30 protein-coding genes are annotated in these 27,000 nt (G+C 42.1%); 23 read left to right on the top strand and 7 right to left on the bottom strand.

Going from position 1 to position 27,000, the window contains the following annotated elements; translation table 11 throughout:
* The first annotated feature begins 2 nt into the window (after positions 1 to 2).
* The 15 genes from ACFSCZ_RS01580 to ACFSCZ_RS01510 all read left to right on the top strand — a co-directional run bounded on the left by ACFSCZ_RS01580 (position 3) and on the right by ACFSCZ_RS01510 (position 14,800).
* A complete protein-coding gene (locus ACFSCZ_RS01580; RefSeq protein WP_380771857.1) occupies positions 3 to 401 on the top strand; it encodes a cytidine deaminase in 399 nt (132 codons plus the stop codon).
* On the top strand, positions 394 to 1,308 hold the full coding sequence (gene era, locus ACFSCZ_RS01575) for a GTPase Era (RefSeq protein ID WP_380771855.1): 915 nt from the start codon (positions 394 to 396) through the stop codon (positions 1,306 to 1,308). The genes ACFSCZ_RS01580 and era overlap by 8 nt, the downstream gene beginning before the upstream one ends.
* A 99-nt stretch (positions 1,309 to 1,407) precedes the next feature.
* On the top strand, positions 1,408 to 1,554 hold the full coding sequence (locus tag ACFSCZ_RS01570) for a YqzL family protein (protein ID WP_380771853.1): 147 nt from the start codon (positions 1,408 to 1,410) through the stop codon (positions 1,552 to 1,554).
* 63 nt (positions 1,555 to 1,617) lie between these two features.
* Positions 1,618 to 2,370 (top strand): DNA repair protein RecO, encoded by a 753-nt coding sequence (gene recO, locus ACFSCZ_RS01565; RefSeq protein WP_380771851.1) that lies wholly within the window; start codon positions 1,618 to 1,620, stop codon positions 2,368 to 2,370.
* Between the two features lie 291 nt (positions 2,371 to 2,661).
* Positions 2,662 to 3,555, top strand: a complete 894-nt coding sequence (gene glyQ / locus ACFSCZ_RS01560; RefSeq protein WP_380771849.1) for a glycine--tRNA ligase subunit alpha — start codon at positions 2,662 to 2,664, stop codon at positions 3,553 to 3,555.
* On the top strand, positions 3,548 to 5,611 hold the full coding sequence (gene glyS / locus ACFSCZ_RS01555) for a glycine--tRNA ligase subunit beta (RefSeq protein ID WP_380771847.1): 2,064 nt from the start codon (positions 3,548 to 3,550) through the stop codon (positions 5,609 to 5,611). Before glyQ ends, glyS begins: the two co-directional genes overlap by 8 nt.
* An 88-nt stretch (positions 5,612 to 5,699) precedes the next feature.
* Complete coding sequence (locus tag ACFSCZ_RS01550; RefSeq protein WP_380771845.1) at positions 5,700 to 6,338, top strand: helix-turn-helix transcriptional regulator; 639 nt, start codon at positions 5,700 to 5,702, stop codon at positions 6,336 to 6,338.
* Between the two features lie 25 nt (positions 6,339 to 6,363).
* Positions 6,364 to 7,170, top strand: a complete 807-nt coding sequence (locus tag ACFSCZ_RS01545) for a pyruvate, water dikinase regulatory protein (protein WP_380771843.1) — start codon at positions 6,364 to 6,366, stop codon at positions 7,168 to 7,170.
* Between the two features lie 243 nt (positions 7,171 to 7,413).
* Positions 7,414 to 7,872: a YaiI/YqxD family protein gene (locus tag ACFSCZ_RS01540; protein WP_380771841.1), complete on the top strand. Its 459-nt coding sequence runs from the start codon at positions 7,414 to 7,416 to the stop codon at positions 7,870 to 7,872.
* A 19-nt stretch (positions 7,873 to 7,891) separates the two neighbouring features.
* A complete protein-coding gene (gene dnaG, locus ACFSCZ_RS01535; RefSeq protein ID WP_380772169.1) occupies positions 7,892 to 9,700 on the top strand; it encodes a DNA primase in 1,809 nt (602 codons plus the stop codon).
* 34 nt (positions 9,701 to 9,734) lie between these two features.
* Positions 9,735 to 10,856: an RNA polymerase sigma factor RpoD gene (gene rpoD, locus ACFSCZ_RS01530; RefSeq protein WP_380771839.1), complete on the top strand. Its 1,122-nt coding sequence runs from the start codon at positions 9,735 to 9,737 to the stop codon at positions 10,854 to 10,856.
* Between the two features lie 416 nt (positions 10,857 to 11,272).
* Positions 11,273 to 12,415 carry an acyl-CoA dehydrogenase gene (locus tag ACFSCZ_RS01525; protein ID WP_380771837.1) on the top strand — a complete coding sequence of 381 codons (1,143 nt, stop codon included), beginning with the start codon at positions 11,273 to 11,275 and terminating at the stop codon, positions 12,413 to 12,415.
* A gap of 147 nt (positions 12,416 to 12,562) precedes the next feature.
* A complete protein-coding gene (gene cccA / locus ACFSCZ_RS01520) occupies positions 12,563 to 12,919 on the top strand; it encodes a cytochrome c550 (protein WP_380771836.1) in 357 nt (118 codons plus the stop codon).
* Positions 12,920 to 12,983: 64 nt separating this feature from the next.
* Positions 12,984 to 13,685, top strand: coding sequence for a tRNA (adenine(22)-N(1))-methyltransferase (locus tag ACFSCZ_RS01515; RefSeq protein ID WP_380771835.1), 702 nt, complete (start codon positions 12,984 to 12,986; stop codon positions 13,683 to 13,685).
* Complete coding sequence (locus ACFSCZ_RS01510; RefSeq protein ID WP_380771833.1) at positions 13,682 to 14,800, top strand: Nif3-like dinuclear metal center hexameric protein; 1,119 nt, start codon at positions 13,682 to 13,684, stop codon at positions 14,798 to 14,800. The genes ACFSCZ_RS01515 and ACFSCZ_RS01510 overlap by 4 nt, the downstream gene beginning before the upstream one ends.
* A gap of 64 nt (positions 14,801 to 14,864) precedes the next feature.
* Here the strand turns inward: ACFSCZ_RS01510 and ACFSCZ_RS01505 are convergent, their stop codons facing one another.
* Positions 14,865 to 15,821 carry a 4-hydroxy-3-methylbut-2-enyl diphosphate reductase gene (locus ACFSCZ_RS01505; RefSeq protein WP_380771831.1) on the bottom strand — a complete coding sequence of 319 codons (957 nt, stop codon included), beginning with the start codon at positions 15,819 to 15,821 and terminating at the stop codon, positions 14,865 to 14,867.
* A 118-nt stretch (positions 15,822 to 15,939) separates the two neighbouring features.
* The gene (gene vrrA / locus ACFSCZ_RS01500; protein ID WP_380771829.1) at positions 15,940 to 16,479 is read right to left on the bottom strand and encodes a VrrA/YqfQ family protein; all 540 of its coding nucleotides are present in this window, start codon (positions 16,477 to 16,479) and stop codon (positions 15,940 to 15,942) included.
* Positions 16,480 to 16,681: 202 nt separating this feature from the next.
* Here vrrA and ACFSCZ_RS01495 point away from each other — a divergent pair, with 202 nt between their 5' ends.
* A complete protein-coding gene (locus ACFSCZ_RS01495) occupies positions 16,682 to 17,998 on the top strand; it encodes a DEAD/DEAH box helicase (protein WP_380771827.1) in 1,317 nt (438 codons plus the stop codon).
* A gap of 23 nt (positions 17,999 to 18,021) precedes the next feature.
* A complete protein-coding gene (locus ACFSCZ_RS01490) occupies positions 18,022 to 18,927 on the top strand; it encodes a deoxyribonuclease IV (protein ID WP_380771825.1) in 906 nt (301 codons plus the stop codon).
* Between the two features lie 464 nt (positions 18,928 to 19,391).
* On the opposite strand, the gene ACFSCZ_RS01485 is transcribed toward ACFSCZ_RS01490, so the two are convergent.
* Positions 19,392 to 19,646, bottom strand: coding sequence for a DUF2624 domain-containing protein (locus ACFSCZ_RS01485; protein WP_380771823.1), 255 nt, complete (start codon positions 19,644 to 19,646; stop codon positions 19,392 to 19,394).
* A 148-nt stretch (positions 19,647 to 19,794) separates the two neighbouring features.
* Between ACFSCZ_RS01485 and ACFSCZ_RS01480 the strand changes: the two genes are divergently transcribed.
* From ACFSCZ_RS01480 to ACFSCZ_RS01470, 3 genes are read left to right on the top strand one after another with little or no spacing between them, the layout of a single operon-like run.
* Positions 19,795 to 20,532, top strand: coding sequence for a metal ABC transporter ATP-binding protein (locus ACFSCZ_RS01480; RefSeq protein ID WP_380771822.1), 738 nt, complete (start codon positions 19,795 to 19,797; stop codon positions 20,530 to 20,532).
* A gap of 23 nt (positions 20,533 to 20,555) precedes the next feature.
* Positions 20,556 to 21,407 carry a metal ABC transporter permease gene (locus ACFSCZ_RS01475; RefSeq protein ID WP_380771820.1) on the top strand — a complete coding sequence of 284 codons (852 nt, stop codon included), beginning with the start codon at positions 20,556 to 20,558 and terminating at the stop codon, positions 21,405 to 21,407.
* Between the two features lie 9 nt (positions 21,408 to 21,416).
* A complete protein-coding gene (locus ACFSCZ_RS01470; RefSeq protein WP_380771818.1) occupies positions 21,417 to 21,845 on the top strand; it encodes a Fur family transcriptional regulator in 429 nt (142 codons plus the stop codon).
* Between the two features lie 31 nt (positions 21,846 to 21,876).
* Here ACFSCZ_RS01470 and ACFSCZ_RS01465 read toward each other — a convergent pair whose 3' ends face one another.
* Positions 21,877 to 22,458 (bottom strand): 5' nucleotidase, NT5C type, encoded by a 582-nt coding sequence (locus ACFSCZ_RS01465; protein WP_380771816.1) that lies wholly within the window; start codon positions 22,456 to 22,458, stop codon positions 21,877 to 21,879.
* A 133-nt stretch (positions 22,459 to 22,591) separates the two neighbouring features.
* On the opposite strand from ACFSCZ_RS01465, the gene ACFSCZ_RS01460 reads away from it, so the two are divergent.
* Positions 22,592 to 22,927: a hypothetical protein gene (locus ACFSCZ_RS01460; RefSeq protein WP_380771814.1), complete on the top strand. Its 336-nt coding sequence runs from the start codon at positions 22,592 to 22,594 to the stop codon at positions 22,925 to 22,927.
* Positions 22,928 to 23,337: 410 nt separating this feature from the next.
* On the opposite strand, the gene ispG is transcribed toward ACFSCZ_RS01460, so the two are convergent.
* From ispG to ACFSCZ_RS01445, 3 genes are all read right to left on the bottom strand, one after another.
* Positions 23,338 to 24,450 (bottom strand): flavodoxin-dependent (E)-4-hydroxy-3-methylbut-2-enyl-diphosphate synthase, encoded by a 1,113-nt coding sequence (gene ispG / locus ACFSCZ_RS01455; protein WP_380772168.1) that lies wholly within the window; start codon positions 24,448 to 24,450, stop codon positions 23,338 to 23,340.
* A gap of 134 nt (positions 24,451 to 24,584) precedes the next feature.
* Positions 24,585 to 24,917, bottom strand: coding sequence for a hypothetical protein (locus ACFSCZ_RS01450; RefSeq protein ID WP_380771812.1), 333 nt, complete (start codon positions 24,915 to 24,917; stop codon positions 24,585 to 24,587).
* 53 nt (positions 24,918 to 24,970) lie between these two features.
* A complete protein-coding gene (locus ACFSCZ_RS01445; RefSeq protein WP_380772167.1) occupies positions 24,971 to 25,495 on the bottom strand; it encodes a DUF1189 family protein in 525 nt (174 codons plus the stop codon).
* A gap of 155 nt (positions 25,496 to 25,650) precedes the next feature.
* Between ACFSCZ_RS01445 and ACFSCZ_RS01440 the strand changes: the two genes are divergently transcribed.
* Both ACFSCZ_RS01440 and sodA read left to right on the top strand, forming a co-directional pair.
* On the top strand, positions 25,651 to 26,133 hold the full coding sequence (locus ACFSCZ_RS01440; RefSeq protein WP_380771810.1) for a DUF456 domain-containing protein: 483 nt from the start codon (positions 25,651 to 25,653) through the stop codon (positions 26,131 to 26,133).
* Positions 26,134 to 26,239: 106 nt separating this feature from the next.
* A complete protein-coding gene (gene sodA, locus ACFSCZ_RS01435) occupies positions 26,240 to 26,845 on the top strand; it encodes a superoxide dismutase SodA (protein WP_380771808.1) in 606 nt (201 codons plus the stop codon).
* Positions 26,846 to 27,000 lie beyond the last annotated feature (155 nt).

Genomic DNA, 27,000 nt, shown 5'->3' with positions numbered 1-27,000 from the left:
TCATGAATGAAGAACAACTCATTAAAGAAGCCGAGGCAGCCAAGGAAAAAGCTTATGCTCCATATTCAAAGTTCCAGGTCGGTGCTGCACTTCTTGCAGAAGACGGTACCGTATACAAGGGCTGTAATATTGAAAATGCTGCTTACGGCCTGACGATTTGCGCAGAAAGAACTGCAATATTTAAAGCGCTTTCAGAGGGTGTTACATCCTTTAAAATGCTGGCTGTTACAGCTGATTCCGACCGCCCGGTTCCTCCGTGCGGGTCATGCAGGCAAGTAATTTCAGAGCATTGTCCGGAAAATATGACTGTAGTGCTGGCAAACCGTCGGGACCAGATTCAAAAAGTTACAGTCAAAGATTTATTGCCATTTGCTTTTGCGGCAGGTGATCTGCATGAATAAAAGCGAAAAAGGTTACAAATCAGGTTTTATTTCTATTATCGGCAGGCCAAATGTCGGCAAATCAACTTTCTTGAACCGGGTGATCGGACAAAAGATTGCAATTATGAGTGATAAACCACAGACTACACGGAACAAAGTACAGGGAGTGCTGACTACAGACGAAGCCCAAATGATTTTTATTGATACTCCAGGTATTCATAAGCCAAAACACAAACTTGGAGATTTTATGATTAAGCTTGCCATCAATACATTTAAAGAAGTGGATATCATCTTATTCATGGTCAATGCTGAAGAAGGCTATGGACGCGGTGATGAATTTATTATTGAGCAGCTGAAAAATGTGAACACACCCGTGTTTCTGGTACTGAACAAAATCGATAAAGTTCACCCTGATCAATTAATGATATTGATTGATCAGTACAGGGCAATGTATCCATTTAAGGAAATCATACCGATATCTGCATTGGAAGGGAATAACGTGGACCGGCTGCTTCAGCAGATTCAGGAGTACATGCCGCAAGGACCCCAATATTACCCTGCGGACCAGGTGACGGACCATCCGGAGAGATTTATCGCAGCGGAGCTGATCCGTGAAAAAGCCTTGCATCTGACAAGGGAAGAGGTTCCGCATTCAATCGCTGTAGTTATTGACCAGATGAAGAAAGAAGAGTATAAAGATTTGATTCATGTCATGGCCACGATTGTGGTAGAACGAGATTCTCAAAAAGGAATTATTATCGGAAAACAAGGCAAGATGCTGAAAGAAATTGGACAGCGAGCCCGGAAGGATATAGAAAATCTGCTTGGTTCAAAAGTTTTTCTTGAATTATGGGTAAAAGTTCAGAAAGATTGGCGGAATAAATCTTTTTATTTGAGAGATTTTGGTTTTACAGAGGATGATTATTAGGGAATTGGTTTGTTTTAACATTTTTTACGTTGAATCACCCCGAGGCACATGGACAATCCTATTAGTACAGCAACCATCATAATGAAAGGCGGGATTCAAATGTATGAGTTAACTTGGAAGCTTTTTAAGAAGACAGGGAATATTGATATTTACTTGCTTCTCAAAGAACTGGAGAAAGAAGAACGCATGATGAATACTCTGCCGAATTCCGATAACCCTGATGTGATCGATCACCCTGTTTCCTGACCGGCTATTTTACTTTTTTTAAGTCTCCCGATACAGTATGATACTGTTAAAGGGGTTAATGACATGTTGGAGAAATTTGAAGGCATTATCGTCCGAACGACTGATTATGGTGAATCACATAAAATTACAGCCATATACAGCAGGGAAGCCGGAAAAATTTCCGCCATGGCAAGAGGGGCCAAAAAAACAAACAGCCGCCTTGCCTCCGTTTCCCAGCTGTTTACATACGGTTACTTTTTAATCCAAACCGGGCGCGGTTTAGGAACACTGCAGCAGGGGGAAATCGTTTCTTCCTTCAGGGGATTAAAAGAGGACATCTTTAAAACTGCCTATGCCTCGTACATTGTCGAGATGGTTGACAGAAGTACTCAGGATCACGAACCGAACCCATATTTGTTTGAATTACTTTACCAGTCCCTCCATTATATCAGTGAGGACTATGATGCGGAGATTATCACAAATATATTCGAAATGAAAATGCTGCAGGTACTTGGTTTATATCCAGAAATGAAAAGATGCTCCCTCTGTGGAGCGACAGAAGGAACATTTGGGTTTTCAATTAAGGAAAACGGCCTTATCTGCCACCGCTGCATTCATAAGGATCCGCATTACTTGCCATTATCTCAAAACACCGTGAAGCTGCTCAGGCTCTTTTACTATTTTGACTTGAATCGTCTTGGAACCATCTCTGTTAAACCCGAGACGAAAAAAGAACTTAAAAAGGCGATAGACATGTATTATGATGAGTATTCAGGGTTGATTTTAAAATCCAAACGATTTTTGGACCAATTGGATTCTCTTCGGGACAAGCTCTAAAGAAAAGGTTGACAAGCAGCTTTTTTTCCATTATTTTTGTTGTTAGTCATATATGCCTGCTAAGAAGGAAAGTAGTAACTGTATGTCCTCCATTCAAGCGAACTCGGGAAGGTGGGAGCCGGGCATGGAAGTACAGTGAAGGCAGTCCCGAGCGGGAAGATGAAAGTGGCCGGAAAATCCGGCAAATAGGGTGGAACCGCGGGTAACTCTCGTCCCTATGCTTATGATTGAGCATAGGGACGGGAGTTTTTTTCATCCGCTGATTTAACCATTACAGAAAGGGTGGCATTCATGAATATTCAGGAAATGATATTGACATTACAGAAACATTGGTCGGATTATGGATGTATACTTATGCAGGCCTATGATGTGGAAAAAGGGGCCGGAACAATGAGCCCTTATACATTTTTAAGAGCCATTGGTCCCGAGCCTTGGAATGTGGCATATGTGGAGCCATCGAGGCGCCCGGCAGACGGGCGATATGGGGAAAACCCCAACCGGCTTTATCAGCATCATCAATTTCAAGTCATTATGAAGCCTTCTCCTGACAATATCCAGGATATGTACTTAGATTCCATCCGAAAGCTTGGTATTGACCCGGAGGAACACGATATTCGCTTTGTTGAAGATAACTGGGAAAATCCATCTCTAGGCTGTGCCGGGCTTGGATGGGAAGTGTGGCTCGATGGTATGGAAATTACGCAGTTTACTTATTTCCAGCAGGTTGGCGGCTTGGAGTGCAAACCGGTATCCGTTGAATTGACTTACGGCATTGAAAGGCTTGCCTCTTATATCCAGGAGAAAGACAATGTGTTCGATTTGGAATGGACGGAAGGTTTTACGATTCGGGATATTTTCTTCCAGCCGGAGTATGAACATTCAAAGTATGCATTTGAGACGTCTGATCAAGATCTGCTTTTCAAATTGTTTAACATGTATGAAAAGGAAGCAGAACGGCAAATGAAAGAGGGTCTTGTGCATCCGGCATATGATTATATTTTAAAATGTTCACATGTCTTTAATCTGCTTGATGCGAAGGGAGCCATTTCCGTAACTGAAAGAACCGCCTATATTGCAAGGATGAGAAATATGGCACGCCATGTGGCAAAAACGTTCTATGAGGAAAGGGAAAAACTCGGATTTCCAATTTTACAGCACGAACAGGAGGATGCCCGTTATGAGTAACCGTCATCTTTTACTTGAAATTGGCTTAGAAGAAATGCCTGCAAGATTTATTCGAGGATCTATTCAACAGCTCGAGGATAGAGTTCTCGCCTGGCTGGACGAAAATGGAATTGAACATGGTGGGCTGACCACTTTTTCCACACCCAGAAGGCTTGCAGTTCTTGTACAGGATGTTGCGGAATCACAGAAAGATAAGGAAGAAGAATCTAAAGGTCCTTCGAAAAAAATCGCATTGGATGAAGACGGAAATTGGTCAAAAGCAGCATTGGGGTTCAGCCGTTCCCAAGGGATGTCACCAGACGATATTTATTTTAAAGAAATTAAAGGAACTGAATATGCACACATTAAGCGATTTATTAAAGGTGAGCAAACTGTCAACCTCCTTCCTGGTCTAAAAGATATCGTAACAAACTTGCATTTTCCAAATCATATGAGATGGGGAAGCCATTCACTTCGTTTCGTCCGTCCTATCAGGTGGCTGCTTGCCTTATTTGGCCGCGAAGTTATACCTTTTACCACAGCAGGTGTGACGGCTGGGAATAAGACTAGGGGGCACCGTTTTCTGGGCGACGATGTCGTCATAGAACAGCCTCAGGAATATGAGGAAGCTTTAAAAGGCCGATTTGTCATTGCGGATGCTGAAAAAAGAAAGCAAATGATCCTATCGCAAATCAAAGAGCTGGAAAAAGATCAACAGTGGGTCGTTCTGATGGAGGAGGATTTGCTGGAAGAGGTTACTAATCTCGTCGAGTTTCCAACGGCTTTTTACGGAACATTTGATGAAAAATATTTGGATTTACCGGAAGAAGTGCTGATTACTTCCATGAAAACTCACCAGCGCTATTTCCCTGTGAAAGACGCTGAAGGACGCTTGCTTCCATACTTTGTCTCAGTGAGAAATGGCGGCCGTGACCATTTGGAGACTGTCGCCAGAGGAAATGAAAAAGTTTTGAGGGCAAGACTCGCTGATGCGGAGTTCTTTTATGAAGAGGATCAAAAGCTTGATATCCGTGAGGCACTCAAAAAACTTGAAACGATTGTTTATCATGAGAAAATCGGCACACTTTCCGAAAAAGTGAACAGGATACAGAAAATTACACGCGTACTGTGTGACATGCTTAAGCTGCCTGATCGTGAAAGGAGATTGGCTGAAAGAGCTGCTGCCATCAGCAAGTTTGATCTTGTGACAAATATGGTTGATGAATTTCCCGAATTACAAGGAGTCATGGGAGAAAAATATGCCCGGCAAAAAGGAGAGGAAGAAACGGTTGCAAGAGCAGTTCATGAACACTACCAGCCGCGCCACTCAAAAGATGATATTCCTGAATCGATTACAGGTGCTCTGGTGGGGGTAGCAGATAAGCTGGATACAATTGTTTCAGCATTTGCCATCGGCCTCATTCCAACAGGATCCCAGGATCCATACGCTCTTCGCCGAAATGCAACGGGAGTTGTTCAAATTCTTGTTGGAAAGAACTGGAATTTTTCATTGAATGAACTTCTCCAACAGGTGATTGACATAACGAAGGAAGATGTACAGGTCAGTAATGAAACATTAATGGAAAGCCTGCAGCAATTTTTCAAGCTGCGCATCAAGCATCTTTTACAGGAACAGCAGGTCCGCTACGATATTATTGAAGCTGTGATTGGCGGAGAATTGGCAGGGGCTCCGGATATAATGGAGAAAGCGCGGATATTAAACAGCCATAGAAATGACGATGATTTCAAAGAAACGATTGAGTCACTGTCACGAGTAATGAATATTGCAAAAAAATCAGATCAGGAAAATGATATCGATCCAACCCTCTTTGAAAATAAAGAGGAGGAAGAACTGTATAAGGAATATAAGAAGATCGCGGAACTTTTTTCAGACGCCGGAGCAGAACATCACTTTTCTGCATTAAAAACATTGACGCCTGTGATTTCAGCGTACTTTGATCACACGATGGTTATGGCAGAAAATGATAAAGTCAAAGACAACCGCTTAGCTCAAATGAGAAAGCTCTCGGAATTGATAGGAAGCTTTGCCATGGTTAATGAAATCCAGGTTAAATAGGATAAGCTGACTGCATGACTCATCTTCTCTTTGGGCGCAAAATAGTATATACTAATCATAATAAGTATGTCATATTTCATGTCCTTAGGTGGTGAGTACGATCGAACTCAGCAAAAGACAGGATCAAATATTGGAAATTGTAAAAGAAAACGGCCCTATTACAGGTGAACATATAGCGGAAAAGCTTAACCTGACACGCGCGACACTGCGACCGGATCTTGCCATTTTGACAATGGCCGGATATTTGGATGCAAGGCCCAGGGTCGGATATTTTTATACAGGCAAAACGGGTACTCAGTTGCTCACGGAGAGTATGAAGAAACTGACTGTCAAGGATTATCAATCTATCCCTGTTGTGGTAAATGAAAATGTTTCAGTTTATGATGCGATTGTAACGATCTTTCTGGAAGATGTAGGCACCGTTTTTGTAACGGATGACAACCATCACTTGGCAGGGGTTTTATCCAGAAAAGACTTGTTGAGAGCGAGTCTGGGCCAAAAAGAATTATCTGCACTGCCGGTGAACATCATCATGACAAGAATGCCGAATATAACCATGTGCAAGAAAGATGATCTATTGATTGATGTTGCCAAAAAATTAATCGATGCCCAGATCGATGCTGTTCCCGTTGTAAAGGAGACAGACAAGGGTTATGAAGTAATCGGCAGGCTGACTAAAACGAATATAACAAAAGCATTTGTGGCGCTTGCCGACCAAGAAGGTTAGTGACATGACGGGAGATGATAAAATCATGGCTGAATCAGTGGTATATGTAGTATCTGATTCCGTGGGTGAAACGGCTGAGCTTGTAACAAAGGCAGCAATGAGCCAGTTCTCCGAACACGATGCAGTGATCAAGCGTGTTCCGTATGTTGAAGAACACGAGAATATTGATGAAGTATTATCATTGGCAAAAATGAATAACGGAATCATTGTTTTTACATTGGTTAAACCGGAAATCAGGGAATACCTTCTTGCAAAAGCAACAGCGTTGGATGTACATGCCATCGATGTGCTCGGCCCCCTTATTCATACATTTGAAAAAACGTTTGATAAAAAGCCGTTAAATGAGCCCGGTCTTGCTCGTAAATTGGATGCTGATTATTTTAAAAGAGTGGAAGCGATCGAATTTGCCGTTAAATATGATGACGGGCGTGATCCCAGAGGGCTTTTGAAGGCTGATATTGTGTTAATCGGAGTTTCAAGGACATCAAAAACACCTTTATCCCAATATTTGGCTCATAAAAGATACAAAGTGGCCAATGTTCCAGTTGTTCCGGAAGTGGACCCGCCAGAAGAATTATTTAAAATTGATTCAAAAAAATGCATCGGCTTAAAAATCAGTGCAGAAAAACTGTATGAGATCCGGCGGGAAAGGCTGCTGACATTAGGCCTCGATGACAGTGCAATTTATGCCAATATTGAAAGGATCCGCCGTGAAATCGAGCATTTTGAAAGAATCGCCGAAAGAATCGGCTGTAAAATTATTGATGTGACCAATAAAGCGGTAGAAGAAACAGCCAATATTATTATTAATTTTAAATTAAATAATCAATGAGCGCGCTGATGTTGCGCTCTTTTTCATGTTTCATGAATCGGAGGCTAGTCCCTGGGCAAAACTCTCATTTTAAGGTATAATAAAAAATTGCGTTTATATGAAATAACAGGGTTAGAGAACGAGGTATGAGAATACACTAATTATTGTGATTCTGTTGTTCATCCAATTTTGAAATTTACATTAAAAAATAAGAAGGAATCTGCGGAGGGATGCAGAATAATTAATTATACCCATAAAAAAAGGGTGATATTTGTCGATGCAGATGCCTGTCCTGTCAAAAATGAAATTTCACTGATTGGCAAGAAATATTCAATTCAAGTGACTTTCGTAGCCTCATACAATCATAAACCTTCAGTTATACAAGATGAGGATCATTGGATTTTCGTTGATCCGGACAGCGAGGCATGTGACATATATATCCTTAACCATATTTATGAAGGAGACATTATTGTTACGCAGGACATTGGACTTGCAAGCCTTGCCCTCCGCAAAGGGGTTTATGTCTTCTCACCCAGGGGAACGAAATACAGGGAAGAAACAATTGATACGGCGCTAGACTTTCGATATTTGGCAGCGAGAAATCGAAGGCTTGGAAAATACGGAAAGGGACCAAAGCCATTTACAGCAGAAGACCGGGATCGTTTCCAAAAGGCTTTTGATAATTTTTGTCGAATATTGGTAAATGAAGAAGAGAAAATATAAAGATGGAGATGTTGAAGTGGTGACTGCAAGAATTCCAGAGGATAAAATTGGGGAAATCAGGCAGTCTGTAGATATTGTTGATATTGTCAGTGACTACGTCCAACTGAAAAAACAAGGCCGCAATTATTTCGGACTGTGCCCCTTCCACAATGAAAATACTCCCTCTTTTTCAGTAGCGCCAGAAAAGCAAATATACCATTGTTTTGGATGTGGTGCCGGGGGAAATGTATTCAACTTTGTCATGGATGTTGAAGGAATCCCATTTATTGAGGCTGTATCGGTTATTGCCGGCAAGGGCGGGGTTCCCCTTCAAATTGACCATCCCGAGAAATCACGGCCTGGAAGGTATCCCGCAGAACAGCAAAAAATGGTGGATGCCCATGAGTTGATAGGGAAGTTATACCACCATTTATTAATAAATACGAAAGAAGGCGCCGATGCACTGGAGTACCTTCTATCCCGCGGATTTACAGAAGAGGGTATTAGAAAGTTCAAAATTGGCTATTCTTTGCCTGAGTGGGATATGGCGGTAAAATACTTGAAACAACGCGGCTTTCAGGAAGAAGAGCTTGAAAAAGCAGGTTTGCTCATAAAACGGGAAAGTAGTGACGGATTTTTTGATCGTTTTCGAAACAGAATTATGTTTCCATTGTTTGATTCTCATGGCAAAATGATTGCTTTTTCAGCAAGAGCAGTAAATCCCGAAGATTCCCCGAAATATTTGAATACGCCGGAAACGGCTGTTTTCAATAAAAGTTCACTTTTATATAATTACCATCAAGCCAGAAGTGAAATCAGAAGGCAAGGATTCGCCGTTCTGTTTGAAGGCTTCGCGGATGTCATATCAGCAGACCAGGCGGATGTAAAAAATGGTGTTGCCGTCATGGGTACATCATTGACACAAGATCATGTTCAACTGCTTAAAAGGCTCACCGATACGATCATCCTTTGTTTTGATTCAGACCAGGCCGGGTTGGAAGCTTCGAACCGTGCTGGTGCCATGTTGGCTGAACAAGGGTTGGAAGTCAAAGCAGCCCTGCTTCCGCAGGGTATGGACCCTGATGATTATATTCAAAAATATGGTTCGGGAAAATTTCAAAAAGATATCATAGGGAATGCATTGGCATGGACTGCTTTCAAACTTCATTATTATAGAACCGGCAAGAATATGCAAAATGAAGGAGAAAAGCTGAAATTTATAGAAGAAGCCATGTTTGAATTAAGTCAGCTTTCCAATCCGATAGAAAGGGAGCTGTACACAAGGCAGATTGCTGAAGAATTTTCCATTTCTCTTGAAGTGCTGGAAAAACAGCAAAAGCAGCTTGTTCAAGTCCAGGAAAAAAGAAACAGGCGAAAGAAAGTAGCAGAGCAGCCGGTCCCGCAAAAAAGCCGGGCTATCCCGCCGGCTCACCTGACTGCCGAGAGGTATTTGCTGGCGAGGATGCTGCGCGATGATGAAACCGCCTATCGGATCATGGATATGCTTGATCATCGACCGTTTTATTACGATGATCATCAAGCGATCGTAACCTATTTGTTTGGATATCTTGAAGAAGGAAATCCGGCTGATCCATTGTTGTTTCTTGACTATCTGCCGGATAAAAAGCTTCGTTCCGTTGTGACGGAAATAGAAATGATGGCGATGGATCATGAAGACAGTGAAAAGGAAATAAAAGATTGTGTCAATTATGTGTTGAAATTTGAAAAGATGTTAATGATAAAAGAAAAACAATCAGAACAAAGAGAAGCGGAGAGAAGCAATAATTTTGAAAAGGCGTTAGACATTGCACAAGAAATTATTGCCCTTCGTAAATCGTTAAATATATAACCGGGTGCCCAAATGTTTGGAAGGAGGGGGACGTATGGCTGAAAAAGCACGTTCCAATGTATCAGAAAATGAACTAACCCTCGATCAGGCGAAAGAACAATTGCTTGAACAAGGCAAAAAGCGAGGGACTTTAACTTATGAGCGAATTGCAGGCAATCTTGCCCATTTTGATCTTGACTCAGACCAGATGGATGAGTTCTATGAAGTGTTAAGCCATCATGGAGTGGAAGTACTCGAGGAAGACAGCGATGAAGATCCAGATGCGGATGAAATTGAAAAAGAAGAAGAAGAATTTGACCTGAATGACTTAAGCGTCCCTCCCGGTGTGAAAATCAATGACCCTGTCCGTATGTATTTGAAAGAAATAGGCCGAGTAGACCTTTTGTCAGCAGAAGAAGAAGTGGAGCTTGCCGAAAGAATTGAACAGGGTGATGAGGAAGCCAAGAAAAGACTGGCTGAAGCTAATCTCAGGCTGGTTGTAAGTATTGCAAAACGGTATGTGGGACGCGGTATGCTGTTCCTCGACTTAATTCAAGAAGGCAACATGGGCCTGATTAAAGCTGTTGAGAAATTTGACTATAGAAAAGGTTTTAAGTTCAGTACGTATGCCACATGGTGGATTCGCCAGGCTATTACCCGAGCCATTGCAGACCAAGCCAGAACGATCCGTATTCCGGTTCATATGGTTGAAACCATTAATAAATTGATCAGAGTCCAGCGCCAGTTGCTTCAGGATCTCGGAAGGGAACCGACTCCGGAAGAAATTGCTGAAGAAATGGACTTGTCACCGGATAAGGTCAGGGAGATATTAAAAATTGCCCAAGAACCGGTTTCTCTTGAAACACCTATAGGCGAAGAAGATGATTCCCACCTCGGAGATTTTATCGAGGATCAGGAAGCTACTTCACCATCCGATCATGCTGCCTACGAACTGTTGAAAGAGCAGCTTGAAGATGTCCTGGACACTTTGACGGACAGGGAAGAAAATGTACTGCGCCTTCGTTTTGGTCTTGATGACGGCCGTACCCGCACGTTGGAAGAAGTGGGCAAAGTATTTGGTGTCACACGTGAACGGATCAGGCAAATTGAAGCTAAGGCGCTTAGAAAGCTCCGCCATCCAAGCAGAAGCAAACGTTTGAAAGACTTTCTTGAATAAAACCATCTTGATGATGCAGCCTCCTGACCACGGGAGGCTTTTATTATTGTTTCACCCGGTACTTACATGTACGTAATTACATAAGCGTTGCCTGAAGCTCTGATGATCACATTAGGAATATATCGTCTGTGCTCTAAATGATTACGCATACATTCCTTTTGGATTGCCCTTATTTTACTCAATGGCTGTATGTTTTGCAAACAGGGATTTTGGCTTTTATTGTCGATTGATTTTCCTTTCCCGCATTTACTACATCAAAATAATAAATAAAATGAATACAGTTGAAATGAATGGCGTAAATTATTATATTCATAAAGCTTCTGTCTTGGAAATAATATCCATTGACCTTGAGGAAATATAAAAAGTAGTCATATAATAGAGGTGAAAGCGGATACGAAAATCCGGGAGGTGGCAAAGTGAATTTTGATTTGTCTTCTGAACAGAGTATAATTAAACGTACAATCAAGGAGTTTGCCAAGGAAGAAGTGGCTCCTGGGGCGATTGATAGAGACCGAAGCGGGGAATTTCCCAAGGACATCATGAAACAACTCGGGGAACTGGGGATGCTCGGCCTGCCTTTTCCTGAAGAATATGGCGGTGCCGGGGCAGATACAGTGAGTTTCGCCATAGTAACCGAGGAACTAAGCCGTGCTTGCGGCTCAACCGGTATCACGTATTCTGCTCATATTTCTCTTGGCGGCGCTCCCATTCATATGTTTGGTACCGAAGATCAAAAGAAAAAATATTTAACACCCATTTGTACCGGAGAATCCCTCGGCGCTTTTGGCTTAACTGAACCCAATGCAGGTTCTGATGCAGGGGGAACGGAAACAACGGCTGTTTTGAAAGACGGATATTTTATCATCAACGGCAGCAAAGTTTTTATTACAAATGCATCTTATGCCAAGCATTTGGCATTGACTGCGGTTACAGGCAAAAGCAATGGCCAAAAACAAATCAGTGCGATTATCGTACCTACAGATATCCCAGGCTTCACTATTAGAAATGAATATGAGAAAATGGGATTGCATGCATCTGACACAACGGAACTCATATTGGAAAATGTAAAGGTTAATAAAGAGAATCTTCTTGGAAAAGAAGGGGAAGGCTTTAAACAATTTCTCCAAACTTTGGATGGTGGGAGAATTGGTATTGGAGCAATGGCTGTTGGAATTGCACAAGGGGCATATGATAAAGCCTTATCGTATGTGAAAGAGCGAAAACAGTTCGGGCAGCCGATTTCCAAATTTCAAGCCACCCAATTTAAAATTGCAGATATGGCATTGAAAATAGAAGCAGCGCGCAATTTGGTATACAAAGCTGCCTGGCTTAAGGACCAGGGCAGGCCTTTTGCAAAAGAAGCTTCCATGTGTAAGTTGTTTGCCTCAGAAGTTTGTATGGCTGTAACAAATGAAGCCGTCCAGCTGCATGGCGGATATGGCTATATGCGTGAATATGAGGTGGAGCGCATGATGAGGGATGCCAAGCTGCTGGAAATTGGGGAGGGGACATCTGAAGTCCAACGGATGGTCATCGCTAGAGAAGTTGGTTGTCACTAACACCAAACCGCCATTTTATTTGTCCAAATATCGAAAAAAGTTGAAACATCAGCTGAAAGACTTTCCCTTCTGCTCATTTTCGAGTAGAATGTAGATGTTTGCATAATTTATATTTATCAACCGTTCATTACATAAGGAGGGTAAGTCATGAAACGAAATGCAATTGTTCCATATTATTTAATTATGGTTGCAGGCCTCGTACTTGTTTTTTTCCTTGGGATTAAAGGGATTGGAGATGCAAAAGAAATTGCGCAAGAACAAGAGGGCGGCGGTGAAGAACAAACGGAAGCATTTGATCCGGAACAGTATGCCCAGCAGGCATGTATTACGTGTCACGGTGAGAACTTGGAGGGTGCCGGTGCAGTTCCGGGTCTTCACGGAACAGGCCTTTCCAAAGAAGAAATCTCTGACATTCTTGTAAATGGCAGAGGCGGAATGCCCGGAGGGCTTGTACCGGCAGAAAATGTTGACGCCATGGCAGAATGGGTGGCAAACCTGGAATAAACTGATAAAAGTTCTTTGCTGATCAGCAAAGAACTTTTTTTATAAAGAAAGGCCGGTAACATGTATGAATGAAAACGGACTGTCCAAAAGATTGCATTGTGTGGCAAATTATATTAAAAAAGGGATGAAGATTGCTGATATTGGCTCAGATCATGCCTATTTGCCGACGTATTCAGTAAAGCAGGGAATCGCTTCGTCCGCCGTTGCGGGTGAAATTGCCCAGGGACCATTTCAGTCTGCAAAGGATCAGGTAGATCATGCAGGTCTTGGCCACCTGATCGATGTTCGTAAAGGTGATGGGTTGGAAGTCATACAACCCGGTGAAGTCGACTGCATTATCATAGCCGGTATGGGCGGCCCCCTGATTTCCCGTATTTTGGAAAGGGGGAAGGATAAACTTCCCGGAGTAAGCAGGCTGATTTTACAGCCCAATATAGGTGCTGAACATATAAGGCGATGGCTGCAGCCAAATGGATGGTCCCTGACGGATGAACAAATACTTGAAGAAGACCGAAAAATATATGAGGTGCTTGTTTGCGATAGAGGGGTGCCGGAACACCCTTATAACGAAAAGGAACTTCTCCTCGGTCCTTTGTTGATGGCAAAAAAGGGCCCTGTCTTTATAAAAAAATGGTCAGCTGAGCTGAAAGCTTGGGAAGAGATTTTAGATCATCTAGAACGCGCACAGGCTCGTCCTGAAACAGAAAAGAAGAAACAAGAGCTATTACAAAAAATTATGATGGTGAAGGAGGAACTGAGCAGATGAAAACAGTGAATGGATTCCAAGTCATTGAGATGTTTGAACAGTTCGCACCTAAGAAATATGCAATGGAGGGTGACCCGATCGGCCTTTTGGTCGGAACACTAAACAAGAAAATATCCCGTGTCCTTGTTGCTTTAGACGTATTGGAACATGTTGTTGATGAAGCGATTGAGAAAAAGGCAGAACTCATTATAGCGCATCATCCCGTCATATTCCGCCCATTAAAAAATATTACTACGGATGAGCCTGGAGGGCGATTAATAGAAAAGTTAATCAAGCATGATATTGCAGTGTATGCCGCCCACACAAACTTGGACGTTGCCAAGGGCGGTGTAAATGATATGCTGGCGGAAGCATTGCAATTGCAAAATGTTTCTGTTTTAGTTCCGACGTACGAAGAAAAACTGAGAAAGCTGGCAGTCTTTGTCCCGGTAAAGCAGTCATCCCAAGTGCTTGAGGCTCTCGGTCATGCCGGTGCCGGGTTTATTGGAGACTATAGCCACTGTTCTTTTTCAACATCTGGAACGGGGAGATTTTTGCCGGGAAGCGAAGCGGATCCGTTTATTGGTGAAAAGGGAAAGATGGAAGAAGTTAAAGAAATTAAAATTGAAACCATATATCCTGAGTCCCTTGAAAAAAAGGTCTTATCGGCCATGCTTAAAGCCCATCCGTATGAAGAACCCGCGTATGATGTATATCCCCTCATGGTGAAAGGGGAGGAACTGGGTCTCGGGAGGATTGGAGAGCTACATAAGGATATGAGTCTTCGGGAGTTCGCCGACCATGTGAAAAAAGCATTGGAAATGGAAGGGGTGCGTGTCGTCGGGAACCTGGACGAACGGGTACGAAAAGTGGCTGTTCTTGGCGGCGATGGAAACAAATACTATATGCATGCCAAAAGAAAAGGGGCAGATGTGTATGTAACCGGGGATTTTTATTATCATACAGGACATGATGCATTAAACATCGGTTTAAACATTGTGGATCCGGGACATCATGCAGAAAAAGTAATGAAAAAAGGAGTAGCCCGGCTTCTTTCAGTCAGGTCACGTGAACTTGGATATGAGATCGAATTCATTCCTTCGGAGCCGAATACAGACCCATTTACATTTCTCTGATAGGATGAGCATTATGGGACATGAAAAAAGGCAGGATTTCCTGCCTTTTTTCATACTATAACTCCTATTTGACTTTCAGTTTTGGATTGCGGACTTTCGGTAATATTTTGCTTAGAGGAACCACATTTTTCCCTTCCCAAGTTGAAGGATTATCCGGATCAAATTGCTCCAAAAATGTAATAACCTCTCTAACAATAGGTGTGGGAGTTGAAGCCCCTGCTGTAACTCCTACGGTTTCTGCACCTTTCAGCCATTCAGGCTCTATTTCCGATACATCGCCTACCCTATAGGCTTTCGTACCTGCAATTTCTTCGGATACCTGTGCCAGCCTGTTGGAGTTATTGCTCATTGGATCACCGACAACAATCAATACGTCCGCATCTCCGGCCTGCTCAGCAACGGCTTCTTGCCGAACTTGAGTTGCCATGCAGATTTCTTTATGTTTTTCGGCGTGAGGGTACTTTTCTTGAACTTTTTCCATAATTTGAGCGACATCCCACTGACTCATCGTTGTCTGGTTGGTCACAATCACTTTTTCGTTTTTAATATCCAACTTTTCTACGTCATCAGTTGATTCTACAAGGTGGACTATATGAGGTGCCACACCTACTGCACCTTCAGGTTCAGGATGCCCTTTTTTTCCAATATAAATGATGTCATATCCTTCGCGTTCTTTTTCTTTAATCAGATTGTGAGTGCTTGAAACATCCGGGCATGTAGCATCTATCGTGGTCAAGCCTTTTTCCTTGGCGAGTGTCCGGACTTCCGGAGAAACTCCGTGGGCAGTGAAAATAACCGTTCCTTTATCGACTTTTTCCAGAATAGCTTTTCTGTTGGGCCCGTCCAACGTAATGATACCATCCTCGGCAAAAGCGTCCGTTACATGTTTGTTGTGAACAATCATGCCCAAAATATAAATTGGGCGCGGTAAAGTCTTGTCTAAAGCTGCGTTCCGCGCGATAACCATTGCATCAACGACACCGTAGCAATAACCGCGGGGAGAAATCTTGATAATTTTCATGTATATCCTCCTGACTATAGCCAGGCATTTGCCTGAAACATTATGACCCTCTCTTTATTATATAGAAGTACTGTTAAAAAGCCAACAGCCGCTGCTAATTGGAGGCGGCTGTGGACAATTATATATATAATTTGGGTACAGATTCTCCTGATGGCCTGTTTTTTACAGGCTTTAGATCTTCAGAGGAACTTTCTATAGAGTCTTCGAAGGTCCCGGAGCTTGGCAACTCCTTGCTTTCCTGCTTTGTTTCATTCGATTCATCCTGATTTGCGGTAAATCCTTTATAAAGCTTCCACATGGCAGGAAGGTTTTTGACAAGCGGCCCATACTGCTGTACCATTGGACCGATCTGCTGAGCGGTTTTTATCACTTGCTGGGTGTTATTTAAAAAGGATTGAATGTTTCCGGGATTGGTTAATCCCTGTAAAAAGCCGCCGCCTGTTTGAGGGGCTCTTGAAAACATGCCCGCCGGAGATAATCCTGTCTGTGCAGGTGTTTGCCGCTGAAATAAACTGGACAGAAGTCCTCCGCTCCTATTCATCCCTTGAGGAGGCCTCATACCGGCAGGGAATCCGCCGAATACATGGGGACCTCTTGGAGCTCGATGCGGCCCAAACATTCCCATCTGCCTCGAGTCGCCGAATGGTCTTGGCTGCATACTTATCCTCCTTTCTCAATTCGTTAGTTATGACAGGGTATGCATCATCGTACAGAAGCGTCAGCCACCCTTCCTCATTGTTGTAGTTGAAGATTGAATCATATATAATAAAAGACTGGCATGTAAAAGCCAAGCTGGGCAGTGAACGGCTTAAGTCTGTTTCAACGATCCGGCAAGTCGCTATACTTAAGGAGTGAGCAGAATGGCTGATTACCGTTTCACGGAATACCCATTTAAGCCTTTTATTCACCAGGCCATCACTGAACTTGGGTTTAAACAGCCCACGAAAATTCAAAGAAAAATGATCCCGCTTATATTAAAAGGGCAGAGTGCCATAGGCCAGTCGCAGACGGGTTCAGGCAAGACACATGCATATCTGCTGCCTATTTTTCAAAAGATCAAACCTGCACTCCGTCAAGTCCAGGCTGTCATTTTTGCACCTACAAGAGAGCTGGCAAGCCAAATTTATCAGGAAGCCTTAAACATTGCCAGTGCCAATAAAGACGAAGAAATTGTCGTCCGGAACTATACAGGGGGAACTGATAAGCAGCGTGATATTGAAAAATTAAAGCAGCAGCCCCATATTGTGATTGGAACTCCAGGCAGGCTTCACGATCTTGTAAGAGAGCAGGCGCTTTTTGTACATCAAGCAAATATGCTTGTGATTGATGAGGCAGACCTGACTTTTGATATGGGATTTATCCATGATGTGGATCATATAGCCGGAAGAATGCCGGAAAACCTGGAAATGTATGTCTTTTCTGCTACAATACCTGAAAAGATGAAGCCTTTCCTAAAAAAATATATGGAAAACCCGGTGTTTGAACAGGCGACACCAAACCAGCTGGCTTCGGAGCAAATTGAACATGTACTCGTTCCTTTGGGAAGCAGAAAAAAGACTGATCTTTTGAATGAAATGCTTCGATTTATCAATCCATATTTGGCCATTGTCTTTGTAAATACAAAAAAAATGGCTGATCTCGTGGCGGACCAACTGATAACGGATGGACTAAAGGTTGGCAGAATCCATGGAGGCTTAACACCGAGAGAACGAAAAAGAATTATGAAACAGGTTCGCAACCTTGAATTTCAATACATTGTTGCGACTGACTTGGCTGCAAGGGGCATTGACATACCGGGCGTAAGCCATATCATCAATTATGAGCTTCCCAGAGACCTTGATTTTTATATTCATCGTTCAGGCCGGACAGCCAGAGCAGGTAACCAGGGTATTTCTTATGTAATATATGAGCATTCTGACGAAGATGCGATTGTTCGCCTGGAAAAAATGGAAATTTCATTTTCCCATCAGGATTTGCGTAATGGGGAATGGGTGACACTTCCAGACAGGAATCGCAGAATAAATCGTATGCATGTAAAGGCGAAAGAGGAAAATACCGGGAATATTTATGTGCGGAAGCCAAAAAAAGTAAAGCCGGGATATAAAAAGAAAATGGCAGAAGAAATAGAAAGACTGAAAAGAAGGCAGCGCAGGCTTCAAAAAAATAAAAAGAAATAAAGCAAATCAAGGGGGAGGAAAACATGTTGAAAATAGGATCACATGTGTCCATGAGCGGAAAAAAAATGTTGCTTGGCTCAAGTGAAGAAGCAGCATCATACGGTGCGAATGCGATGATGATCTACACGGGCGCACCGCAAAATACAAGAAGAAAAAAAATTGAAGATCTAAACATTGATGCCGGGATTCTCCATATGGAAGAAAACGGGATAAAAGATGTAATTGTGCATGCTCCTTATATTATAAATATTGGAAATACGGTGAATCCTGCTACCTTTGAGCTGGGCGTTAATTTTCTTCAATCTGAAATTGAGCGTACAAGTGCTTTGAGAGCCAGCCAAATTGTTCTTCATCCGGGAGCACATGTAGGGGAAGGTGCTGAAAAAGGGATTAACAAAATCATAGAGGGACTGAACGAAGTACTGACCCCGGACCAGGATGTACAAATTGCGCTAGAAACAATGGCAGGCAAAGGTTCTGAATGCGGCCGATCATTTGAAGAGATTGCCCAAATCATCGAGGGTGTAACACATAATGAAAAGCTTTCTGTTTGCTTTGATACATGCCATACCCATGATGCAGGATACGATATTGTAAATGACTTTGACGGGGTATTAGATGAATTTGACCGCCTGATTGGTATTGAACGAATTAAAGTTGTCCATGTGAATGACAGCAAAAATGAACGGGGAGCTCGTAAAGACCGCCATGAAAATATTGGTTTTGGTCATATTGGATTCACCGCTTTGGATTATATTATCCATCACCCGCAGCTGGCGGACGTACCAAAAATATTGGAAACCCCATATGTGGGAACCGATAAAAAAAATAGAAAAGCACCGTACAAGCATGAGATCGAAATGATTAGAAGCCGTTCTTTCGACGAGGATCTGCTCGAAAAAATAACAGGAGAAATCCCAGTTAATTAATTGGAAACCTGCTTTTGATGTGCTCTCGAGAGTTAGATCAACCAGATCTGACACTCGGGGTTCAGCATTGAAAGCAGGCTTTTTTATGTAAGAATACATATTATTTAACAAAATATTAAGTCAACAAGTGTCATTGTCAAGCACAACGAACAATTTCATAGTCCGCCGAACAGACAAAGGTGCTGACAGAATGTCCCGGTACCAACAAATACAGGAAGTCAAGCGAAGTGAAAAAACATAACGGCCTGGGCCGGCCAGGCTCCATCGGCGCAAATATTAAGCCGCCGGGTCGGGGAAACATGTTTCCTATACCAAGATGTGAAGACATTACCGTCAGCCCTTCGTAAAGTTATCTATCAGATCTCATCGTGAAGAGATTCAGCTTGCTTTGTATGCCGGAAAGGGTGCTTTCTTACCGGAATACCATCCCTTTGCTTGCCGCCGATAGGAGGGCGCCTTCCGTTTTATTTTGTAAATTGATTAAATAGCCGGTTGATTTCCCTGGCAGTCTTGGGACCCGTTATTTTTGCGATTTCCCGTATCACTTGACCACGGACATGATCGTCAAATAGATCAAAGTTCTTTCCTCGTAAATAACCGGCAATTTTCTCTGCTTGAGACCTTGTCACTTGGATGTTGAATTCACTTGCATATCTCATCAGGTCATCTGCCGTAATTATATTCAACTTGTAGTTCACCATATTTTTAATCAATTTCATATGAAAACCTCCTTTATCAATACTTATGAGAGAAGGAGTGAGGCTGTGACATAAAACTATGCATTCATCCATTTACAAATATAAAGAGTTCCTGTATACTTTTACTTTGTAAATAGGAATGATTCCTATTCGAAAAGGATGAATGAAAATGTCAGACGAAAAAATTATTGATATTCAACATCTCAGCTTTCAATATGACCGGGAAGTTGTTCTAAACGATATAAATTTATCGGTACCGAAAGGTTCATTTGTAGGGATTGTCGGACCGAATGGTTCCGGAAAATCCACCTTGCTGAAATTGGTTCTTGGACTGCTGAAACCAGACGAGGGTGAAATAACTTTATTTGGACAAAAGCAGTCTAAATTTAGGGAATGGGAAAAGATCGGCTTTGTATCACAAAAGGCTAATTCTTTTAATACCGGTTTTCCTGCCAGTGTATTTGAGGTGGTGGCCAGCGGATTAACAGGGAAAATAGGATTGTTTCGCTTTCTCCGCCCCGGACATCAAGCGGAAATTATTCAGGCTGTTGAGCAGGTCGGCATGAAAGACTTTTTGCACCGAAAAATAGGGGAGCTCTCAGGGGGCCAGCAACAGCGTGTTTTTATTGCACGTGCCATCGTTTCACGTCCTGAGATTCTTATCCTGGATGAGCCGACAGTTGGAGTCGATGCCAAAAACGTCCAATCTTTTTTTCGAATTTTGAAAGCTTTGAAAGAAGAATTGGGGATTACACTGTTAATGGTTTCCCATGATATTGATGCCTTATTAAGTCAAGCAGACCATGTCGTCTACTTGAATAATTGTGTGCAGTTTTATGGAGGAACAGAGGAGTATAAGCGTGTAAGGAGCGAATTGTTTAGAACAGCAGATCAACATGTTTTTTAGATGACAAAAGGTGGATGTTAGATGTGATCACTGCGATTTTTGAATATGAGTTTTTACGGAATACATTTATAACTGGACTGTTAATTGGGATAATAGCTCCCTTGCTCGGTACGTTTTTGGTTGTTCGAAGACTTTCCTTGATTGCCGATGCTTTGAGCCATGTAACGCTTGCCGGAATTGCAGCTAGCCTTTTTCTGAGTAAAAAGACCCTTCTGTTTTCAGGGCTGAACCCGCTTTTCATGGGAATGGGTTTTTCAGTTTTCGGTTCAATATTAATTGAGCGTCTGAGAACGGTTTATTCACATTATCAGGAGCTCGCGATTCCCATCATATTATCGGGGGGTATTGGTGTAGGAGTCATTTTTATTTCGCTCGCAGACGGTTTTAATACGGAGCTTCTGAACTATTTGTTTGGGAGTGTCAGTGCAGTTACGAGGACCGATTTATGGGTGATTGCAGCAATCAGTGTGGTTGTCATTGTCGTTGTCTTTTTGCTTTATAAGGAATTATTTTTACTTTCATTTGATGAAGAACATGCGAAGGCTGCAGGAATTCCTTCCAAATTCATTCACTTTGTTTTTATTATCATGATTGCCTTGGTAATAGCAGCATCCATAAGAATTGTTGGAATTTTGCTCGTGTCGGCACTCATGTCTCTGCCGGTGGCAGCAGGCATGAGGGTGGCCAACGGCTTTAAAAAAACAATCTTTATTTCTATTCTATTTGGAGAAACCGCTGTGGTAGGCGGGTTGGTCAGCGCGTATTACCTGGACCTGGCTCCTGGAGGAACCATTGTTATCATTTCTATCTTGATTTTGCTTGGAGCAATTATCTATAAACGTATTTATCATCAGATTCAGCTGAAATTTCATTGAGGTGATATCATGCATATTGCTGAAGCCATACGAATAGTAAAGGAAAGCGGATATAAACTAACCGATAAAAGAGAGCAGATCCTTGATCTTTTTGCTGTCAGCAACAAGTATCTTACAGCAAAAGAGATTCTTGAAATGATGCAGGAGGTTTATCCCCGAGTCAGTTTTGACACGATCTATCGGAACTTATCTCTATTTTTGGAGCTTGGGATCCTAGAAGCTACGGACCTGGCAGGAGAAAAACACTTCCGGTATACCTGCGGCAGAGACGAAGGGCACCATCATCATTTCATTTGCTTGAAGTGCGGAAGTTCCAAAGCGATTGATGCCTGCCCAATGACAGAAGTTACAGAAGATCTGAAAGGCTATGATATTGCTGACCATAAATTTGAGATATATGGGAAGTGTCCCGCATGTAAAAAAGAAGCCGTTGGTTAGGCTTCTTTTTTGGCTATAAGGGTAAATGAAATCATAATGTGTGGATGGCGCGTCCAAATAGAAGTTCGACTTTTTTCTCGGCTTCCTGCCAGTTATGAACTCTGATGACATTTTTAGGTGTTGGTTTACGGTTATAAGGAGTATCAAACAAAATAACCGGAATATCCAGTTCTTCCGAAATCCCGACTGCGTTATCATGTTTGTCCTCAAAAAATATATCGACATCATGTTTTTGGGCTGTGGAAACTTTATCGTGTGTTCCGATAAGTTCAATATGGTGATACGCCAGATCCTGTTGCTTGAACCATGCTTCGGTTACATCAAGCAGAGCATCTCTACGGGCGCTGATAAAATATAATTCATGTTGATGGGCCCATTTTTTCAGGACTGGCTTTGCTCCTTCAGCAAGCGGAGATTCTGCATATATTTTAGGTTCTGTCTGGATGAACCATTGATATAACTTGTCCTCTGAAATATCAAGGCACTTATTCAGCTCATATTCCGTTAGATCATCCAATGTGATATTCAGCTGAAACGATTCATTAATAAACGGAATCAGTGATGTAGGGCATGTCACAGTACCGTCTATATCAATGCCAAACCTTCTTTGCATACGTAGTGACTCCTTTACTGTTGATCAGACACTGTTAAAGAGTATTGTAACATATATTTATTAAACGTAACATGGATGAAAAGCGGTGGAGGAAGCACACTAAACATATGTAATGGATGCAAGGAGGATGACCATGAAAGACCGTCAAAAAAATATTAACAAATATCAGCAGTCAACACTTCACCGGGGGACAGTCAAGGAAGAAACAGCAGCTGAAATTACTCCCGATATACAATGGGAAAGAGCGGCGGCAAATACAGGCTTGGCAGGTGCGAAGCTATTGGGTTATGGTGCCTTGGCATTGGCCATTCTTTCCTTTTTCTTTATGCCGGGATTGCTGGGCAGTGCAGCATCAGTTCTTGCGGTGGCAGCCATTTTTAGGGGTATAGAACTCATCGGGGGATGGGCTTTGGCTGTCGCGTTACATTCACTGAGTTGGTGGTACTTGATTGTTCCATATTTATATTAAGTACAAAGCTTCTTTATCGGGCATACAGCTTTTCAGTAAGCGCTGATATGACTCTTACCCGTGGAGAGCCGGGATTCCCCGGAAGACATCGATAAATAAATACCCTGTTCTTTTTTATAGTTGGGTATTTCAGCATTCTGATCTTAGAATCCTTAAGAATGTAAACGTGTTAACTATTTTCATCATGTATAAAAGAGGCCGGGACAGAAAAGTTTTATCAAAGTAACATCTGAACAACTGATGATGAGTGAATTAAAATTGCCGCTCTGAGACTGCTTGTAAGTCCTTCGTGTTGTGCTTGTCGCACTGCGGGGTCTCAGCATGACCGCCGGTGGTCTGCATCTATCACTGATCCATGTAGTTGTTCGTCTTTAACTTTGAATACTTTTTGCCAGCCTCTTTTTGTATTTTTATACTCTTTGTTTTTCGGCTTCTTTTTTTTCTTCTTCTTGTTTTTTAAAATACTCCGCCGCCATAATGTCAATTTCTTTTTTGAGTTCTTCCACCATGGTTTCTTCAGGGACCTTCCGTACAGTTTTCCCTTTTTTAAAGAGCAGGCCTTCGCCTCTGGCACCTGCAATACCAATATCAGCTTCTCTGGCCTCTCCCGGTCCGTTTACTGCACAGCCCAAGACGGAAATTTTTAATGGAGCTTTAATGTTTTGAATATATTCTTCCACTTCATTGGCGATGCTGATCAAGTCTATTTCAATTCTTCCGCATGTCGGGCAAGAAACAAGCGTGGCTGCATTGGATATGAGTCCAAAATCTTTTAATAGTTCCCTTGCCACTTTTACTTCCTCGACCGGGTCAGCACTCAGCGAAACTCTCAATGTGTTGCCAATTCCTCTGCTGAGAATAGCACCGAGACCTGCGGCGCTTTTAATGGTTCCTGCAAATAAAGTACCGCTTTCCGTAATACCCAAATGAAGGGGGTAGTCAAAAGCCTTGGCAGCTTTTTCATACGCTTCAATTGCCAAATTCACATCTGAAGCTTTTAACGAAACAATGATATCGTGAAAATCAAGATCTTCCAGAATCTTGATATGGTGCAGCGCACTTTCGACCATTCCATCTGCAGTCGGATAGCCGTATTTATTTAAAATGTGTCTTTCCAAGCTTCCGGCATTGACACCGATGCGGATGGGAATCCCTTTTTCCTTGGCAGCCTTAACGACTGCTTCCACTTTTTCACGCTTTCCAATATTACCAGGGTTAATTCGAATTTTATCTGCTCCGCCCTCAATGGCTTTTAAAGCTAGTCTGTAATCAAAGTGAATATCCACAACGAGCGGGATATTAATTCTTTTTTTAATTTCAGGGATGGCGTTTGCTGCTCTTTCGTCCGGGCACGCAACCCTTACGATCTGACATCCCGCTTCTTCCAGGCGTTCAATTTCTTTGACCGTTGCATCCACATCGTGTGTTTTGGATGTGGTCATGCTTTGAATAATCACTTCATTACTTCCGCCAATTGTCAAGTTTCCCACTTTGACCGGGCGTGTTTTCGAACGATGTGTAATAGTACCCAAGGTCATTCTCTCCTTTATTTAAAAATAGAGGGTTGTCTCTATTTTTATACCCATCATGGTGTTTTCCTTGTTTATTGTATCAATGTTTCTGTCGAATTGACAATACATTGGTCGTATTTAATCGCTTAACGGCTGTAAACAGGGAATTTATATTCCGTGTCTCTTTGTATTTCATCTGGTTGAATTCCATGATTTAATTTCTGGAAATCCCCTATTAACTGCTCGATCGAAACAGGAAGAGGGCCGTCATGAATAGTTTCCGCAATTGAAATGACAGTATCCCCCGTTGTAGTTTTTATGGTTTCGTATGGCATGGATAAGGATTGCTCATGAGGGACATCGGGATTTGAACTTGCCGCAGTTGCAGCATTGTCAATAGTTAATGTACCTTTTGTCAAATCATAATACACACTGTATGCAACAATCAGTAAAACGAAAATGGCTGCGATTTTTTTCACTAGAATCCCCCTCAATGATAGGTTGTCCCATATTTATGCTGAGGGGGCAGACATTATTCATTTATTTGTTTTTTTACTCTTGGTTTTGGTATACATTTAATGGATGCAGCGATTATTGCAACTGACATGGCCAGCGCGATAAGTAAAAAATAAGATTCTCCAAAACCAAATAAGTAAAGTAAACCAAAAAGGACAACCGGCAAAGTAATACTGCAAGCGGTCAGTCTCCAACTTTGCCGATAAGGGAGTTTCCTCCCCCAGGTTTTCGCCAGCGGTTCCCCGAAACTGGCTATCATGGTAATGCCCAAAAAAAGAAGGCCGCTGTTTAAACCATATGTCATGACTATGACAATCAAGGTCATAAAGATCTTTGAACCATCGTCGAAAGCTTCATCTCCATACTGCTCTGTAGAAAAAGGATTATGGACCACAGCATCATAAATGCCGTGGAGGGATAAAAATAAAGACAATATAAAAACATATTGTATGGTTTTCCCAATCGTAAGAAACCGGTATTTGGCAATTTCCCCAGGGGAATATAGACTTTTTAAAAAAATCGTTATAAGTGAAACTTTCATCAAAACTTTCACTTCCTTCATCCGTATATACATATTGTGATCTTTGTCATTAAGAGTTTCAAGAGATTGCCGAAAGTTTGACAAAAAAGTCGAAAATAATGCGTCCCATGAAGGTAGAGGGGTATAGCTATAAAAGAAAAGGAGGGAAATCTTGTATGGATATCTTTTATTGGTCAATCATTATCATAGCGGTCATTCTTGCTTTTGCAGGACTTATATACCCTGTGATTCCAAGTGTTTTGCTCTTGCTGGGGGCATTCCTGTTATATGGTGTCTTTTTCTCTTTTGAACCTTTTTCCTTTCTGTTTTGGGCAATACAGATTTTGCTCGTTCTTTTAATATTTACGGCAGATTATTTGGCCAATCTATTGGGCGTCAAGAAATTTGGTGGTTCAAAAGCAGGAATATGGGGCAGCACCATTGGGCTTCTGGCAGGGCCGTTTGTCATTCCGGTTGCCGGGATCTTAGTCGGACCATTTATCGGAGCAGTAGCCGGTGAGTTATTAGTCCATAAAACAGGATTTAAAGATGCCGTCAAAATTGGTGTAGGGTCGGTTCTTGGTTTTGTAGGCAGTGTAATTACAAAAGCAATGATACAGCTATTTATGGTGGGATATTTCTTATTTCAGGTTTTATAAAAGACAAGCATAAAGTTTGATCATGGTATCAATATTTGATAATCTATTGGTGGAATGCGATTGAATCATTTAATGATTCAAAAAATTACATAGGAGGAGATTTATCATGGCTTACGAATTACCACAATTACCATACGCATATGACGCGTTGGAGCCGCACATCGATAAGGAAACAATGAACATTCACCACACAAAACACCACAACACATACGTTACCAACTTAAACAACGCAGTGGAAGGCACGGACTTGGCCAACAAGCCTGTCGAGGAATTAATTGCTGATCTTGATTCTGTTCCTGAAAACATCAGAACAGCAGTACGCAATAATGGCGGAGGCCATGCAAACCACTCTTTATTCTGGAAGCTTCTTTCACCACAAGGCGGAGGAGAGCCTAGCGGCGATCTAAAAGATGCCATTGAAAGCAAGTTTGGCAGCTTCGATAAATTCAAAGAAGAATTTCAGGCAGCAGGCGCTGGACGTTTTGGTTCCGGATGGGCATGGCTTGTCGTGAATAACGGCGAATTGGAAATCATGAGCACACCTAACCAAGACAGCCCGCTTATGGAAGGCAAAAAGCCAATTTTAGGTCTTGATGTATGGGAGCATGCATACTACTTGAAATATCAGAACCGTCGTCCGGATTACATGAAAGCATTCTGGAATGTAGTTAACTGGAACGAAGTTCAAAAACTATATAACGAAGCTAAATAATGCTGTGAAGAGGATCACCTGTTTGTGCAGGTGATCTTTTTTTTGAAGTCAAGTATGACCCGGGCAATCATGGCGAAACCCGGAAATACGGAAGGAATAGGAGATGAATTGAAAGCATGGCATGAAAAAGATGTGAAATCCTCCGGAAGGATTGT

This window comes from Siminovitchia sediminis, assembly GCF_042680885.1.
Taxonomy (GTDB): Bacteria; Bacillota; Bacilli; order Bacillales; family Bacillaceae_C; genus Siminovitchia; species Siminovitchia sediminis.
Note: the sequence above shows the minus strand (reverse complement) of the source record. Positions and strands in the feature narration are given on the sequence as shown.

Bases quoted from the DNA above. Each gene is read 5' to 3' on its own strand.
- ACFSCZ_RS01580 (WP_380771857.1), top strand. From the start codon at position 3: ATGAATGAAGAACAACTCATTAAAGAAGCCGAGGCAGCCAAGGAAAAA.
- era (WP_380771855.1), top strand. From the start codon at position 394: ATGAATAAAAGCGAAAAAGGTTACAAATCAGGTTTTATTTCTATTATC.
- ACFSCZ_RS01570 (WP_380771853.1), top strand. From the start codon at position 1,408: ATGTATGAGTTAACTTGGAAGCTTTTTAAGAAGACAGGGAATATTGAT.
- recO (WP_380771851.1), top strand. From the start codon at position 1,618: ATGTTGGAGAAATTTGAAGGCATTATCGTCCGAACGACTGATTATGGT.
- glyQ (WP_380771849.1), top strand. From the start codon at position 2,662: ATGAATATTCAGGAAATGATATTGACATTACAGAAACATTGGTCGGAT.
- glyS (WP_380771847.1), top strand. From the start codon at position 3,548: ATGAGTAACCGTCATCTTTTACTTGAAATTGGCTTAGAAGAAATGCCT.
- ACFSCZ_RS01545 (WP_380771843.1), top strand. From the start codon at position 6,364: ATGGCTGAATCAGTGGTATATGTAGTATCTGATTCCGTGGGTGAAACG.
- rpoD (WP_380771839.1), top strand. From the start codon at position 9,735: ATGGCTGAAAAAGCACGTTCCAATGTATCAGAAAATGAACTAACCCTC.
- cccA (WP_380771836.1), top strand. From the start codon at position 12,563: ATGAAACGAAATGCAATTGTTCCATATTATTTAATTATGGTTGCAGGC.
- ACFSCZ_RS01515 (WP_380771835.1), top strand. From the start codon at position 12,984: ATGAATGAAAACGGACTGTCCAAAAGATTGCATTGTGTGGCAAATTAT.
- ACFSCZ_RS01510 (WP_380771833.1), top strand. From the start codon at position 13,682: ATGAAAACAGTGAATGGATTCCAAGTCATTGAGATGTTTGAACAGTTC.
- ACFSCZ_RS01505 (WP_380771831.1), bottom strand. From the start codon at position 15,821: ATGAAAATTATCAAGATTTCTCCCCGCGGTTATTGCTACGGTGTCGTT.
- vrrA (WP_380771829.1), bottom strand. From the start codon at position 16,479: ATGCAGCCAAGACCATTCGGCGACTCGAGGCAGATGGGAATGTTTGGG.
- ACFSCZ_RS01495 (WP_380771827.1), top strand. From the start codon at position 16,682: ATGGCTGATTACCGTTTCACGGAATACCCATTTAAGCCTTTTATTCAC.
- ACFSCZ_RS01490 (WP_380771825.1), top strand. From the start codon at position 18,022: ATGTTGAAAATAGGATCACATGTGTCCATGAGCGGAAAAAAAATGTTG.
- ACFSCZ_RS01485 (WP_380771823.1), bottom strand. From the start codon at position 19,646: ATGAAATTGATTAAAAATATGGTGAACTACAAGTTGAATATAATTACG.
- ACFSCZ_RS01480 (WP_380771822.1), top strand. From the start codon at position 19,795: ATGTCAGACGAAAAAATTATTGATATTCAACATCTCAGCTTTCAATAT.
- ACFSCZ_RS01470 (WP_380771818.1), top strand. From the start codon at position 21,417: ATGCATATTGCTGAAGCCATACGAATAGTAAAGGAAAGCGGATATAAA.
- ACFSCZ_RS01465 (WP_380771816.1), bottom strand. From the start codon at position 22,458: ATGCAAAGAAGGTTTGGCATTGATATAGACGGTACTGTGACATGCCCT.
- ACFSCZ_RS01460 (WP_380771814.1), top strand. From the start codon at position 22,592: ATGAAAGACCGTCAAAAAAATATTAACAAATATCAGCAGTCAACACTT.
- ACFSCZ_RS01445 (WP_380772167.1), bottom strand. From the start codon at position 25,495: ATGAAAGTTTCACTTATAACGATTTTTTTAAAAAGTCTATATTCCCCT.
- ACFSCZ_RS01440 (WP_380771810.1), top strand. From the start codon at position 25,651: ATGGATATCTTTTATTGGTCAATCATTATCATAGCGGTCATTCTTGCT.
- sodA (WP_380771808.1), top strand. From the start codon at position 26,240: ATGGCTTACGAATTACCACAATTACCATACGCATATGACGCGTTGGAG.